This is a genomic window from Dokdonia donghaensis DSW-1 (assembly GCF_001653755.1).
Lineage (GTDB): Bacteria > Bacteroidota > Bacteroidia > Flavobacteriales > Flavobacteriaceae > Dokdonia > Dokdonia donghaensis.
This window is the reverse complement of the sequence record NZ_CP015125.1, coordinates 660,947-674,778: the sequence shown is the minus strand read 5'-3', so window position 1 is coordinate 674,778 and position 13,832 is coordinate 660,947. Positions and strand designations below refer to the sequence as shown.

12 protein-coding genes are annotated in these 13,832 nt (G+C 38.9%); 6 read left to right on the top strand and 6 right to left on the bottom strand.

Annotated elements, in window-relative coordinates:
• Positions 1-38 precede the first annotated feature (38 nt).
• Positions 39-2,270 carry a patatin-like phospholipase family protein gene (locus I597_RS02830; RefSeq protein ID WP_035326125.1) on the bottom strand — a complete coding sequence of 744 codons (2,232 nt, stop codon included), beginning with the start codon at positions 2,268-2,270 and terminating at the stop codon, positions 39-41.
• On the bottom strand, positions 2,267-4,063 hold the full coding sequence (gene uvrC, locus I597_RS02825; protein ID WP_035326123.1) for an excinuclease ABC subunit UvrC: 1,797 nt from the start codon (positions 4,061-4,063) through the stop codon (positions 2,267-2,269). Before uvrC ends, I597_RS02830 begins: the two co-directional genes overlap by 4 nt.
• A gap of 102 nt (positions 4,064-4,165) precedes the next feature.
• Here uvrC and I597_RS02820 point away from each other — a divergent pair, with 102 nt between their 5' ends.
• Genes I597_RS02820 through I597_RS02795 form a run of 6 tightly spaced genes read left to right on the top strand, consistent with a single transcriptional unit; the run spans position 4,166 to position 8,657 of the window.
• Positions 4,166-4,612: an ATP-dependent zinc protease family protein gene (locus tag I597_RS02820; protein ID WP_035326121.1), complete on the top strand. Its 447-nt coding sequence runs from the start codon at positions 4,166-4,168 to the stop codon at positions 4,610-4,612.
• The gene (gene rimK, locus I597_RS02815; protein WP_035326120.1) at positions 4,587-5,459 is read left to right on the top strand and encodes a 30S ribosomal protein S6--L-glutamate ligase; all 873 of its coding nucleotides are present in this window, start codon (positions 4,587-4,589) and stop codon (positions 5,457-5,459) included. Before I597_RS02820 ends, rimK begins: the two co-directional genes overlap by 26 nt.
• Positions 5,460-5,471: 12 nt before the next feature.
• A complete protein-coding gene (locus tag I597_RS02810; RefSeq protein WP_035326119.1) occupies positions 5,472-6,482 on the top strand; it encodes a succinylglutamate desuccinylase/aspartoacylase family protein in 1,011 nt (336 codons plus the stop codon).
• A complete protein-coding gene (locus I597_RS02805) occupies positions 6,454-7,014 on the top strand; it encodes a 5-formyltetrahydrofolate cyclo-ligase (protein WP_035326118.1) in 561 nt (186 codons plus the stop codon). The genes I597_RS02810 and I597_RS02805 overlap by 29 nt, the downstream gene beginning before the upstream one ends.
• Positions 7,015-7,059: 45 nt before the next feature.
• Positions 7,060-8,211 carry a sensor histidine kinase gene (locus tag I597_RS02800; protein WP_052111842.1) on the top strand — a complete coding sequence of 384 codons (1,152 nt, stop codon included), beginning with the start codon at positions 7,060-7,062 and terminating at the stop codon, positions 8,209-8,211.
• 26 nt (positions 8,212-8,237) lie between these two features.
• Entirely contained in the window at positions 8,238-8,657 is a 420-nt protein-coding gene (locus I597_RS02795) for a response regulator (protein WP_035326117.1), read from the top strand.
• Here I597_RS02795 and I597_RS02790 read toward each other — a convergent pair.
• The 4 genes from I597_RS02790 to ileS form a co-directional block, all read right to left on the bottom strand.
• Positions 8,644-9,276, bottom strand: coding sequence for a lipoprotein signal peptidase (locus I597_RS02790; RefSeq protein WP_035326115.1), 633 nt, complete (start codon positions 9,274-9,276; stop codon positions 8,644-8,646). The two genes, I597_RS02795 and I597_RS02790, sit on opposite strands and share 14 nt — an antisense overlap.
• 34 nt (positions 9,277-9,310) lie before the next feature.
• A complete protein-coding gene (locus I597_RS02785) occupies positions 9,311-9,937 on the bottom strand; it encodes a hypothetical protein (RefSeq protein ID WP_152594957.1) in 627 nt (208 codons plus the stop codon).
• Between the two features lie 69 nt (positions 9,938-10,006).
• Positions 10,007-10,390, bottom strand: a complete 384-nt coding sequence (locus I597_RS02780) for a TraR/DksA family transcriptional regulator (RefSeq protein WP_035326112.1) — start codon at positions 10,388-10,390, stop codon at positions 10,007-10,009.
• Between the two features lie 2 nt (positions 10,391-10,392).
• Positions 10,393-13,800: an isoleucine--tRNA ligase gene (gene ileS / locus I597_RS02775; protein ID WP_035328880.1), complete on the bottom strand. Its 3,408-nt coding sequence runs from the start codon at positions 13,798-13,800 to the stop codon at positions 10,393-10,395.
• Positions 13,801-13,832: the final 32 nt, after the last annotated feature.

Here is a 13,832-nt window from a genome sequence, read left to right as displayed (position 1 = left end):
ACAACGCTTAGCCCTTGCTATTATTGTCTTAGCACGATTTAAAATTCAAAACCAAGATTAATAAACCACTCACTACTCTTTATTTCTGGACTGTAAGTATACTTTATAATTATAGGTCCTAGAAGCGTCTCTGCGCCATAACCTAAGGAGTATCCAGAATACTCTGGTGGGGGTAACCACGACTTAGTGCTATTAAAAAGGTCGTACCCTACATTTGCAAAATTTGCAGAAACATTAATATGATTTTTTGGGAAAATCTCATAATCTATGTCAAATGTGGCCTTAACATAACTGTCGCCTAGTATGCTTAAGTAATCGTATCCTAAGAAAGGAACGATATTATTTACACGCTTTGCACCGTAACCCCCTAGTACAAAATCTAGCGATCTTGTGTCTGCACCACCTATTTTAAACCCTCCAGCTGTTTCGATAGTTGTAGTAATACGGTCTGAAATGCTTGCAGCATACATAAATCTTGCATTTGCAATTCCAAACTCACTAAAGTTATTATTATAGTCTGAAGAGAATAAATATACATCAAAATCTGCATCAAATAGTACTCCAGAGTTTGGGAAATACTTGTTATCAAGCGAGTCATATTTGAGTTGAGAATAGGCACCACCCATATGACTTTTCTCAAAGATTACAGCGGTTTCTCCCTCTGTAGTAGGTAGTACAGTCTCTGTTTCTACATCAAGAAACTTATGCTGTACACCTATATTAAAAGAAAATTGTTTTGCAAGAATGGTTTGTAAATATATCCTATTTGATACATCTTGATAGCCTAGGTTAACACGATTTATACCTTCGAGAGAAACCCCATCTGTGGCATCAAAAAGTTGGGCATTTACGCCTTTTTCAAAAGAGGTGTATGAAGATTTAAGACCTACGCTCCAGTAAAAACCTTTGTCTATATAGTAATCAAAATTATACCGGATGTTGTCACCCAGTATAAGATCAAAAGAGGCAACGTCATTTTTAAACAGAACTCTTTTTTTTGTAAAATTCACAAGGCCCGCAGTTCTATATAAATCATCATAGTGTAACGCAAGGCGCAATGATTGTGTGCTTTTTGACTCTTGAAGCTCTAAGTGCAATACTTTTTCACCAGCTACATTTTGTAAGCGGTGGCCTATCTTTTCAAAATTTTCGGTTGCAGAGAGGTTATTTAATCCATTATAAAAATCTTCATAAGAAATTTTAACCGGTGGTGTGAGCTTAAGTTTTCCCAGTACATAAGCACGTGTGTATTTTTCATTACCAGTAATACTAACGGTAGCAATTTGTATAGAATCTTTTATGGTGGGTGAAACACGCTTTCGCGAAAGCGGTTTTTGCCTCATCCCTATAGCTTGTAAAGTTTGAAACTGCTCCTTTGCCTTAGTCTCCCCTAGGTTTATTATCTCACGACCTTGATCAAAAGAGACCACAGAATAGTCATCTATGGCGGGTCTTATATAAACATCTGTGTCCTTCTTTTTTGTTTCCATCGCTTTTGCAGTGCGATAGTTATTAATCTGTAAGAGTACCTCTGTGGCAGATTTGAGGTGATCTCTACCCCGCAAGGTATCTTGTACATCTACTCCTATGATAATCTCCATCCCTTTATCACGTAACTCCTTTACCGGATAATTATTTACCACACCACCATCTATGAGGAGTTTATCATCAAGCATTACAGGGCTAAAAAGCGATGGTAAAGCCCCACTAGCACCTAGGGCTTCTGGTAGGTAACCTTCTTCTAAAACTACTTGTTCTCCATTTTCTACATCTGTAGCGATACACAAAAAGGGAATGGACAGTTTACTAAAATCTGTAAGGTCAGACACGTGATCAAGGTTCTTTACGAGAAGGTTATAGGTGTTTTGTCCCTTACTAAGTGAGCTAGGTAGGGAGACCTTAAAATTGTCAAAAGGGAGGGTGATGGCATATCGCTCATCATCGTGACGCTCATAAGGAGTTTTTGCTCTACGAGGTAAATTATCTTGAATGATATTATCAAAATTTACCGCCGTAAAAATAGAATCTAGTTGTTGAGCACTATAGCCTGATGCATAAAGACCACCTACGATGGCTCCCATACTTGTACCGGCAATATAATCTATACGCACACCTGCATCTTCTATAGCTTTAAGAACACCTATATGAGCAAGTCCTTTTGCACCGCCACCGCTTAACACAAGACCTACTTTTACATCACCTTCTGGCACATCTTGCGCATAGATAGGTATGGCGAGTAGCGTTATTGCGATGAGGAGGAGTTTTCTCATTGTTTTACGTGATAGTGGTTATAGATAATTGTTGCTTTTGCTGGCCCTATCACCTCTGTAAGACTCTTTTTTGAAGCAGTTTTTACTTTTGAAACAGATCTATAATGTTTAAGTAAATCTACGATAGTTTTTTCACCTATACCTTTTATGGTATCTAGTTCTGTCCCTAGTGCAGCATTACTACGCTGGTTGCGGTGAAAGGTGATACCAAAACGGTGAGCCTCGTTGCGTAAGTGTTGTATGATTTTAAGGGTCTCACTTTTTTTATCAAGATATAGCGGGATACTGTCACCAGGATAAAACAGTTCTTCAAGCCTCTTTGCTATACCTATAATTGCAATCTTACCACGCAGCCCTAAGTCATCTAGTGCTTTTACGCCGCTTGATAGTTGTCCTTTACCACCATCTACAATAATGAGTTGAGGTAGTGGTTCTCCTTCATTAAGCAAGCGTTTATACCTTCTAAATACAACCTCCTCCATACTTGCAAAATCATCTGGACCCTCGACAGTTTTTATATTAAACTTACGGTAGTCACTTTTACTGGGTTTACCGTTTTTAAACACCACGCAAGCGGCAACTGGGTTTGTACCCTGTATGTTTGAGTTGTCAAAACACTCTATGTGTCTAGGCTCTTCACTAAGTCGTAGGTCTACTTTCATTTGTGCCATAATTCTATTAGTATGGCGATCTGGATCTACAATTTTAGTTTGTTTAAAACGCTCCATACGGTAGTATTTTGCGTTACGCTCAGAGAGTTCTAGTATGCGTTTTTTGTCTCCTAGCTTAGGCACAGTGATTTTAAATCTAGAGCCAAGGTCTACCGGAAATGGCACATATATCTCTTTTGAGTTATGATCAAAACGTTGTTGTATTTCTATAATACCTAGCTCTAGCAGTTCTTTATCTGTTTCGTCTAGTTGTTTTTTGAGTTCTAAGGTGTGTGATTTTATAATAGCACCGTGGCTTATCTGTAAGAAGTTTACATAGCCGTAGCCTTCATCACTTATGATTGAGAATACATCTACATTACTAATTTTTGGGTTTACAACCGTACTCTTAGACTGGTAACCTTCTAGTATATCAAGTTTTTCTTTAATAAGTTGTGCATCTTCAAACTCCATTGCTTCGGCGTGGGCTTTCATTTTTTCGCGAAAGCGAGCCAGAGAGTCCTTAAAATCTCCCTTCACAATCTGTCGTATGTGCTCTATATGCTCGTGATATTCTTGCTCTGACTGCTTGTTTTCGCAGGGCCCCTCGCAATTACCTAAGTGATATTCAAGACAAACCTTAAATTTGCCACCGTCTACTTTTTCTTTAGATAGGTCATAGTTACAGGTGCGCAATTTGTAAAGATTTTTTATTAAATCTAGAAGTGTACGCACCGTTTTCATACTCGTGTATGGGCCAAAGTACTCGCTACCATCCTTAATTAATCTACGCGTAGGGAACACCCTTGGGAAGCGCTCATTTTTAATACAAATCCACGGGTAACTTTTATCATCTTTAAGCAAGACATTATATCGCGGTTGGTACTCTTTTATGAGGCTATTTTCCAGAAGGAGCGCATCTGTTTCGGTCTCTACGACGATGTGTTTCATCTCGTAAATTTTTTTCACCATTGTACGTATACGCCCGTTATCGTGTGTTTTGTTAAAATAAGATAACACACGTTTTTTGAGATTTTTTGCCTTACCTACGTATAGTAGTTTTTCATTCTTATCGTAATATTGGTATATCCCCGGGCTGGTGGGGAGGGTCTTGAGTTGAAGTTCTATTGGAGCAGCAGGCATACCCAAAGATAGTATATGATTGGTATTACGCTTTCGCGAAAGCATAAAAAATCACGTTAAAATCTACTTAAAGAAAGCGCATATTTTATACCTTGCTATCATATGCCAAAACGTATAATAGGTCGCACAGACAAAGTAGACTTTCCAGAATTGGGACTTCAAGATATCGATGTAAAGGTTGATACGGGAGCTTATACCTCATCCATACACTGTCATAACATTGTGGAAGAGAAGGATAACCTTATTTGTACATTTTTTGATAAAAAGCACCCTTTATATAACGGGCAAGTGATGACTTTTAGCGATTATGATATTGCTGCGGTGCGCAGTAGTAATGGAGAGATACAGTATCGTTATGAGGTGCAAAGCAAGATTACCGTATATGGAAAAACATATAAAATATCACTCACCCTAACCTCTAGGGAAGATATGCGATTTCCTGTACTTCTAGGTCGTAAGTTCCTTACCAATAAATTCATAGTAGACACCTCACTTACAGATGTGTCTTATAACCTCAAAAAGAATGAATCTAAAAATTTTATCTCGTAATCCTAATTTATATAGTACGGCAAGGCTGCAAGAAGCTGGGCTCAAAAGAGGCCATAGTGTAGAGGTCATAGACCCGCTTAAATGTGACCTCATTATTGAGAAAAAAAAGCCTACAGTAATATATAAAAATCGCACACTAGAAACTGCAGATGCTGTCATACCACGTATAGGAGCATCAATTACCTTTTATGGTACAGCTGTTGTGAGACAGTTTGAGATGATGAATACATTTACCACCACTACCTCACAGGCACTTGTGCGCAGTAGAGATAAGTTGCGTAGTCTTCAGATTTTATCTAGATCTAAGCTAGGACTACCTAAAACGGTTTTTACAAACTACTCTCGCGATGTAGAAGAGATGATTGCCCACGTAGGAGGCGCACCGCTTATTATAAAACTACTTGAAGGTACACAAGGTCTGGGCGTTGTGCTTGCAGAGACAAAAAATGCAGCAGAGTCTGTGATAGAGGCTTTTAATGGACTAGAAGCGCGCGTGATAGTGCAAGAGTATATCAAAGAAGCAAAGGGAGCAGATTTAAGAGCCTTTGTAGTAGACGGGCAGATAGTAGGAGCTATGAAGCGACAAGGTAAAGAAGGTGAGTTTAGATCAAACCTTCATCGCGGTGGTACTGCAGAGATTATAACCCTATCTGACGAAGAAGAAAATGCAGCCATCAAGGCGGCAAAAGCAATGGGACTAGGCGTAGCAGGTGTAGATATGCTACAAAGTGAACGCGGGCCGCTTATACTTGAGGTAAACTCATCACCTGGTCTTGAAGGCATAGAGAAAGCAACTGGAAAAGATATAGCAAAGAGTATCATACGTTATATAGAGCGTAGCATATAATTATCAAAACATTTGGCACACATAGATGAACATAATGTGCTCACCATACTAGGGGAGCAAATCTTACCAGGTAAGAGCGCAACAGTAAATTTTAATATTGCAAAATTATATACGGCCTCCTCTGTTGAGGTGCCTATCATTATAGAAAGGGCCGTACAGCCTGGCCCTGTCATATTAATTACATCTGGCATACACGGTGACGAGATAAATGGTGTAGAGATTGTAAGGCAGCTTATCGCAAAGAAGATAAATAAACCTAAAATAGGAACCATTATCTGTGTGCCAGTGGTCAATATTTTTGGTTTTTTAGATATGAAAAGGGCTTTTCCAGATGGGAGAGACCTCAATAGAGTGTTTCCTGGTAATCCTAGAGGGTCACTGGCCAGTAGATTTGCCTACCAGTTTGTAAAGAAAATTTTACCAGTAGCAGATCTTTGTCTTGACTTCCATACCGGAGGTGCCTCTCGTTTTAACGTTGCACAAGTTCGTATAGACCCGCTAGATGTAGACTCTATGAAGTATGCAACTATTTTTAATGCACCATTTACATTACACTCCAAAGTAATTTCAAAATCATATAGAGCCACTTGTTCTAGAATGAATAAATCTACCATTCTCTTTGAGGGGGGTAAATCTAAAGTAAGCGATAAGGAAATTGCTCGACTAGGTGTTTTTGGTACAATGCGAGTACTTAATCATTTAGATATGCTTGATGATAAATTTACAGTACCAGAAGCACCAAAACCCTCAGTGCTCGTAGAGAGCACTCGCTGGATGCGCGCACAATATTCAGGGTTACTACATACTAAAGTTTCTTGTGGTGAGCGCCTCACTGTGGGACAACATATCGCAACCATTACAGATCCTTATGGAAAATTTAGACACGTGGTGAAGGCAAAAAATGAGGGATATGTAATTAATGTAAATGAGGCATCACTTGTGTATCAAGGTGATGCAATTTTTAATATCTCTAGAGAACATAATGAAGACCAAGATGAAGCAGGAGCTGAGGAAGAAGTATAAAAACCTTCGTAATGCCTTAACTCTAGAAAAGCTAGATGAACTAAGTCTTGAAATTGCAAATCAAGCATTGAGCCTAGACATATGGGAGCACGAGTTTTATCACATCTTCTTGCCTATAGAACGCTTACGCGAAATTAACACGGAGTTTCTTCTTTCGATTTTAGGAGGTAAAGACAAGAATATTGTACTCTCTTCATCAGATTTTAACGACAATACGATGAAGCATTATTTACTTACAGACAGCACAAAAATTGTTGTAAACAAGTATGGCATTCCAGAGCCAGCTGGCGGTATCGAGATCCCTGCAAGAAATATAGATGTTGTTTTTATACCTCTACTAGCTTATGATCAAGAAGGTAACAGAGTGGGCTACGGCAAGGGGTTTTATGATCGCTTTTTATCTCAATGTAAGAGTGATGTGGTAAAAGTAGGGCTTAGTTTTTTTGAGCCAGAAGAAGAGATAATCGTAAAAAACAGCCAAGACATTGCGCTAAATAGCTGCATTACACCGAAAAAGGGGTATCATTTTTAGGCTCTTTTGATTTATTTGGTATATTCATAATCCCAAATCATATTTATGAATATAACTGCCTTTACAATGAAGAGAAGGAGAGATTCTCATACCCACTCATCACCTATGGAAAAGTCTGATCTTTTTTCTATTGATAAATTTTACTATCAAGAAATTTCTGCATTAACAGAGGCTGGTGGCTGGAGTGTAGATTTTAAGAATAAAACCAGTCATTTTGACCATCAGGCACGTGTCATACTGGATGTCCCCAAAGATTACGTACCCACATTAAAGTCCGGCTATACATTTTATGCAGAAGAGCATCTAGATCGAGCAACAGAGTTCTTTTTTGGTTGTGCAGAAGGGAAACCATTCTCTACAGAAATAAAAATGCAAACTTATAATGGAGAGATTTTCTGGGCTATTGCAAAAGGAAAACCGCTTAGAGATGAATCTGGAGAGATTATAGGTATACGAGGAGTTTTTAGAAAAATAGATGAACAAAAGAAAAGAGAGCAACAACTGGAGCAATCTCTTAAGCTCATAGAAGGTCATAACTCTAGACTCTATGACTTTGCACATATTATATCTCATAACTTAAGGTCACAGGTGAGCAATTTACAAATGTCTTCCGCCTTAATGGATAGATCTACTCTTACAGAAGATCAAATAGAGTTAGTAAATAACTTTGAAAAAATAGGCAATAGCCTAGACGTTACACTTCAGCATCTTAATAAGATTGTAAGTGTTCATAATATCTCAAATACAAAATTAGAACCTGTTGTTATAAAAGACGTTTATGACCGTGTAGTCGCTGGCCTTAGCCAAGATATTAGAGCGAGTAGGGCGGTTATGTACACAGAATTTTCTGAAGTAGAAGAGGTGATGTACATAGAAGCTTATCTAGAAAGTATATTACAAAACTTGATAACTAATGCGTTGCGATACAAACATCCAGACCGTGATCCAGAAATAACTGTCTTTACCTATGAAGAAAATGGCAAGAAATACCTTATGGTACGAGATAATGGTTTAGGTATAGATCTAGAGAAGCACGGTAAAGATCTTTTTAAACTGTATAAAACCTTTCACGGTAATAAAAATGCTTTAGGCTTAGGACTTTTTCTAACACATAATGAAGTCCAAGCAATGGGCGGAGACATTACTGTAGAAAGCAAAGTAGATAAAGGTTCAAAATTTATTGTTACATTACAGTAGATTTAAGTTAATTCCCCCAATCATATATGAATTACCCCATAAAACTAGCTTGCCTCATAGACGATGATGATATGTACGTAAGCCTGCTTACCAAGCTCATAGATATACGTAAACTTGCTGAAGAAATACTTGTATTTAAAAACGGTGAAGAGGCGTTAAATCACTTCGTAAGCAGCTTTAAAGACCCTCAAGGACAGTCTGTCCCGCAAATAATCTTACTAGACCTCAATATGCCTATTATGGATGGATGGGGATTTCTTGAAGAATTAAGTAAGCACGACTTTCCTGCACTTAACAACTGTACACTGTATATTGTGAGTAGCTCTATAAACCCCGTAGATATAGAGCGCTCTAAGCACTTTAACCTCGTAAAAGACTTTATTGTAAAACCTATAGGTCCTAACGAGCTGATCGAGATATTTTCAGAAGCACCTACTGCGCCGTAGTCACTTTTTCCTCTTGAGGAAACACGCGTTTGTTAAATACAAGTAGGATACCTACACCCGTACTTATTGCCATATCTGCAATATTAAATATGGCATTAAAAAATGTAAAGGTTTTACCTCCTACAAAGGGAATCCATTCTGGCCATACAGCATCTTGTATAAAAGGGAAGTAGAGCATATCTACCACTTTTCCAAAGAGAGGATCTGCATACCCACCACCTTCTGGCATAAATGTCGCAATCTGGCTAGGCGTGCTCGCGCTAAAAATAGATCCGTAAATAAGAGAATCTATAATATTACCTACAGCACCAGCAAAGACCAGTGATAGTGCGATAACCAGCAGTTTTGGTGCATTGTTTTTTACAGACTTATATAAGTAATATCCTATCACTGGGGCTATAATAAGTCTAAAGAGTGAGAGCGTGATTTTACCATATTTACCTGGTAGCTCTACGCCCCAAGCAGCTCCTTGATTTTCTACAAAGAAAATCTGAAACCAGTCTAGACCAAAAACCTGTATACTCTCACGTAGGTAAAAATTAGTTTTAATATATACCTTAAGTACTTGATCTACTAGAAGTATCAAGAACACAATAAGAGCAACTTTTTTTAACGACATAATATAGTTTTGAAACGTGACAAAAATAGGGTATTCACAACGATTTTACTACCGTCACATCACCGTGTATACTTTTGATTTCTAGCAGTGGGCCATCCGCTTGAGTAGGAGGGATGTTAATCTTTCCATTTCTAGATTGTACGGTGACATTCACCAGATTGCTTGAGACATAAATACTACCAGATATAGTGTTTATTTTTCCGCTTTCGCGAAAGCGGAATTCTTCTCCCTTAAAATGCCCGCGACCTAGATCTATGCGTACTTGGCCAAGCTTTCCATAGGTGTCTACACTTGCCAAAGTTGAGTAAATAGAAACATCTAAACCTATAGGAATAATAATCTCAAGCTCAATAGCCATTACCTTATGGGCAGCTAGTTTATCATTAAAAGGGATGTAATCTGGAGTCTTTCCTGTAGTGATTTTAAGTACGCCATCGTTTGTGGAAGTATTAAGCATCGTACTTGCAAAGGTCTCCCCATCTATAATGGTCGCTACTGTAATCTCTCTTACCTCTCCTGTAGTAATCTTAATTTTAAAAATCTCATTACTATGTATATACAACTCCTTTATAGCTGTTGCATCATAAGTTTGTGAAAGTCGTTTTTGAGCATATAAACTCATCGTGACTAGCATAAATAATATGGACAAACGTAAACTCAAATACTAAAGGGGATTTATAAAAAAAGCGCTCATAAGAACGCTTTTTTAATTATAGAAGTATAACAACTATTATGACTGCATATTCTTTGCCTCAATACTTAATGTAGCGTGAGGAACTAACTTTAAACGTTCTGGGTTGATAAGCTTCCCAGTCACACGGCATATACCGTATGTCTTGTTATTAATACGAGTAATCGCATTTTTAAGATCACGTATAAATTTCTCTTGACGTATAGCAAGTGCACTGTTTGCCTCTTTACTCATCGTCGCGCTACCTTCGTCAAAAGATTTAAACTGCGGTGACGTATCATCTGTACCGTTGTTACCATCGTTGAGGTAAGCACTTTTGATAAGCTCGAGATCGTGTTGTGCTTTTTCGATCTTCTTTTCTATTAATTCTCTAAACTCAGCGAGCTGTGCATCGCCAAATCTTTCTTGTGTGTCGTTTGCCATAACTAGTGTTTTGAAATGGTTAAAAATGTTTTTATATCGTCAAAAGCAATCTCTAGCCCTTCACTTAGTGTAGGTACAATTTCTAGAGTATCTGCTAGTGTTTCTGCTTTAATATAGTCTGCATTTGCAGCTACCGTTTGAGCAATTGCCGGCTCATCTTGTAACTGTATGTGTATGCGATCTGTCACTTCAAATCCAGAGTCCTTACGCAGGTTCTGAATACGGTTGACCAATTCTCGTGCCACACCTTCTTTTTTAAGCTCATCACTTATAGTAACGTCTAACGCCACGGTCACTCCAGAATTACTCGCAACTAGCCAGCCTTCAATATCTTGCGATGTTATCTCAACGTCGCCGGCTTGCAAAATAGTATTTTCCCCATTAATTTCAACGGTTAATTCTCCATCTTGCTCAATTTTTGCGATATCCTCAGCTTGTAAAGAATTTATCTTGCTGGCAACCAGCTTCATATCTTTTCCAAAACGAGGTCCTAACACCTTAAAATTAGGCTTGATTTGCTTCACTAAGATCCCAGAATCATCAGAAATGAGCTCAATATCCTTGACGTTTACCTCAGATTTAATCAAATCTGCTACGGCTAGGATCTCATTTTTGTCATTTTCATTAAGCACAGGGATCATAATACGCTGTAAAGGTTGGCGTACTTTTATCTTCTCTTTTGCTCTTAATGAGAGTGTTAGTGAGCTTACTATCTGTGCCTTTTGCATTTTGTGCTCAAGCGCAGTGTCTATATAAGCGGCATCGCTCACAGGGAATTCTGCGAGGTGTATGCTCTCAAAATCTTCTTTTCCAGTAGCAGCGTTGAGGTCTTTATAGAGTTTTTCCATAAAGAATGGTGCTACGGGAGCACTAAGCTTTGCTACCGTCTCAAGACAGGTGTATAATGTTTGGTATGCAGAGATTTTATCGGTAGCATATTCACCCTTCCAGAAACGTCTTCTACTTAGTCTTACAAACCAGTTAGACAGGTTTTCTTGTACAAAAGTGTCTATCGCCCTTGTTGCTTTGGTAGGCTCATATTCGGCATAAAACTTATCTACCTCTGCTATAAGACTGTGTAGTTCTGATAGTATCCATCTGTCTATTTCTGGACGTTGAGAAAGTGCTATTTCCGCTTCCGCGAAAGCGAAATTATCAAGATTTGCATACAGCGCAAAGAAGTTATACGTGTTGTAAAGTGTCCCGAAGAACTTACGTTTTACCTCTTCTATTCCTTCTAGATCAAACTTGAGGTTATCCCAAGGGTTTGCGTTAGAAATCATATACCAGCGTGTTGCATCTGGCCCGTATTTTTCTAAGGTCTCAAAAGGATCTGTTGCATTACCAAGACGCTTAGACATCTTTTGCCCGTTCTTGTCAAGTACTAGCCCGTTAGAAACTACATTTTTATAAGCAACATCGTCAAAAATCATTGTAGCAATCGCGTGGAGTGTATAAAACCATCCACGAGTTTGGTCTACACCTTCGGCTATAAAATCTGCCTTACGCCAAGTGTCTTCTACGAGTTCTTTATTTTCAAAAGGGTAGTGCCATTGTGCATACGGCATAGATCCAGAGTCAAACCATACATCTATAAGGTCTGCCTCACGTGTCATAGGCTGCCCGCTGTCTGAGACTAGCGTTATTTTATCTACAATGTTTTTATGGAGATCTACTAGCTCGTAATTTTCCTCGCTCATATCGCCCACTTTAAACCCTTCAAAAGGATCTGTGTCCATCACACCTTTGTCAAGTGCCTTTTGGATTTCGGCTTTGAGTTCGGCTATAGAGCCTATAAGTATTTCTTCTTTTCCATCTTCGGTACGCCATATAGGAAGCGGTATTCCCCAGAAACGGCTACGTGATAAGTTCCAGTCGTTTGCATTTGCAAGCCAGTTTCCAAAACGTCCTTCACCTGTAGACTTAGGTTTCCAGTTTACACCAAGGTTAAGTTCGTGCATACGATCTTTAAAATCGGTAACTTTTATAAACCAAGAATCTAGTGGGTAGTAAAGTACTGGCTTATCTGTACGCCAGCAATGTGGGTAACTGTGCACATACTTCTCTACCTTAAAGGCTTTGTTTTCTTCTTTTAAGCGTATCGCAAGTTCTACGTCCATAGAACGTTCTGGAGCCTCACCATCTGCATAATATTCATTCTTGATATACTTGTTTCCAAACTCTTTGAGCTCAGGGCGAAATTTACCCTGAAGATCTACAAGCGGCACAAGATTACCATCTTCATTTTTAATAAGAAGTGGCGGAATTTCTGGTGAAGCTAGTTTTGCAACCAAAGCATCATCTGCACCAAAAGTAGGTGCTGTGTGTACGATACCCGTTCCATCCTCTGTCGTTACAAAGTCTCCCGCTATTACACGGAAAGCATCTTGAGGATTATCATTAGGCTGTACAAAGTCAAATAGTTGCTCGTAGCGAAGTTCAAGAAGGTCTGCTCCTTTAAATTCTCTAGCTACAAAGTATGGTATTTTCTTATCTCCAGCATTGTATGCGTCTAGTTCTTCTTTCGCGGAAGCGGAAACAAATTTCTTATCAAACTGCTTAGAGATTAAGTTCTTTGCAAGGATAACTTTTACTGGCTCAAATGTGTACTGGTTAAAGGTCTCAACGAGTACATAATCTATCTTTTTCCCTACGGTAAGTGCCGTGTTTGAAGGCAGTGTCCAAGGAGTCGTCGTCCAGGCTAAGAAGTAGGTTTGCCCGTCTGCAAGTTCTTTTGCAAGTGGGTTTTCCCCTTGGTCTGTGATTTTAAATTGTGCAACCACCGTAGTATCTGTCACATCGCGGTAACAGCCAGGCTGGTTAAGTTCGTGAGAGCTTAATCCCGTTCCCGCCTTAGGAGAATATGGCTGGATGGTGTACCCTTTGTACAGTAAATCTTTGTTATAGATTTGCTTAAGTAGCCACCATACGGTTTCCATATACTTAGCCTTGTAGGTGATGTATGGATCTTCCATATCTACCCAGTAGCCCATTTTTTCGGTAAGGTCGTTCCAGATATCTGTGTAGCGCATCACGGCTTTTTTACAAGCTTCGTTATACTCTTCTACAGTGATTTTTGTACCGATATCTTCTTTGGTAATACCAAGTTCTTTTTCAACACCAAGTTCTACAGGAAGTCCGTGTGTATCCCATCCCGCTTTACGCTTAACCTGAAAGCCTTTCATCGTTTTATAACGAGGAAAAATATCTTTAATCGCACGCGCTAGTACGTGGTGTACACCCGGTAGTCCGTTTGCCGAAGGTGGTCCTTCAAAAAACACATACGGTTTTGCTCCTTCTCGAGAAGTAACAGACTTCTCAAAAACGTCATTTTCTTTCCAGTAGGCAAGTACCTCGCTAGCGATGTTAGGTAGGTCTAATCCTTTATATTCAGTGAACTTAGCGCTCATTTTGTAGTCTTTAAATGTTGTGCGCGAATTTA

Coding starts and splice junctions, on each gene's coding strand:
- I597_RS02830 (WP_035326125.1), bottom strand. CDS start 2,270: ATGAGAAAACTCCTCCTCATCGCAATAACGCTACTCGCCATACCTATC.
- uvrC (WP_035326123.1), bottom strand. CDS start 4,063: ATGCCTGCTGCTCCAATAGAACTTCAACTCAAGACCCTCCCCACCAGC.
- I597_RS02820 (WP_035326121.1), top strand. CDS start 4,166: ATGCCAAAACGTATAATAGGTCGCACAGACAAAGTAGACTTTCCAGAA.
- rimK (WP_035326120.1), top strand. CDS start 4,587: ATGAATCTAAAAATTTTATCTCGTAATCCTAATTTATATAGTACGGCA.
- I597_RS02805 (WP_035326118.1), top strand. CDS start 6,454: ATGAAGCAGGAGCTGAGGAAGAAGTATAAAAACCTTCGTAATGCCTTA.
- I597_RS02800 (WP_052111842.1), top strand. CDS start 7,060: ATGAATATAACTGCCTTTACAATGAAGAGAAGGAGAGATTCTCATACC.
- I597_RS02795 (WP_035326117.1), top strand. CDS start 8,238: ATGAATTACCCCATAAAACTAGCTTGCCTCATAGACGATGATGATATG.
- I597_RS02790 (WP_035326115.1), bottom strand. CDS start 9,276: ATGTCGTTAAAAAAAGTTGCTCTTATTGTGTTCTTGATACTTCTAGTA.
- I597_RS02780 (WP_035326112.1), bottom strand. CDS start 10,390: ATGGCAAACGACACACAAGAAAGATTTGGCGATGCACAGCTCGCTGAG.
- ileS (WP_035328880.1), bottom strand. CDS start 13,800: ATGAGCGCTAAGTTCACTGAATATAAAGGATTAGACCTACCTAACATC.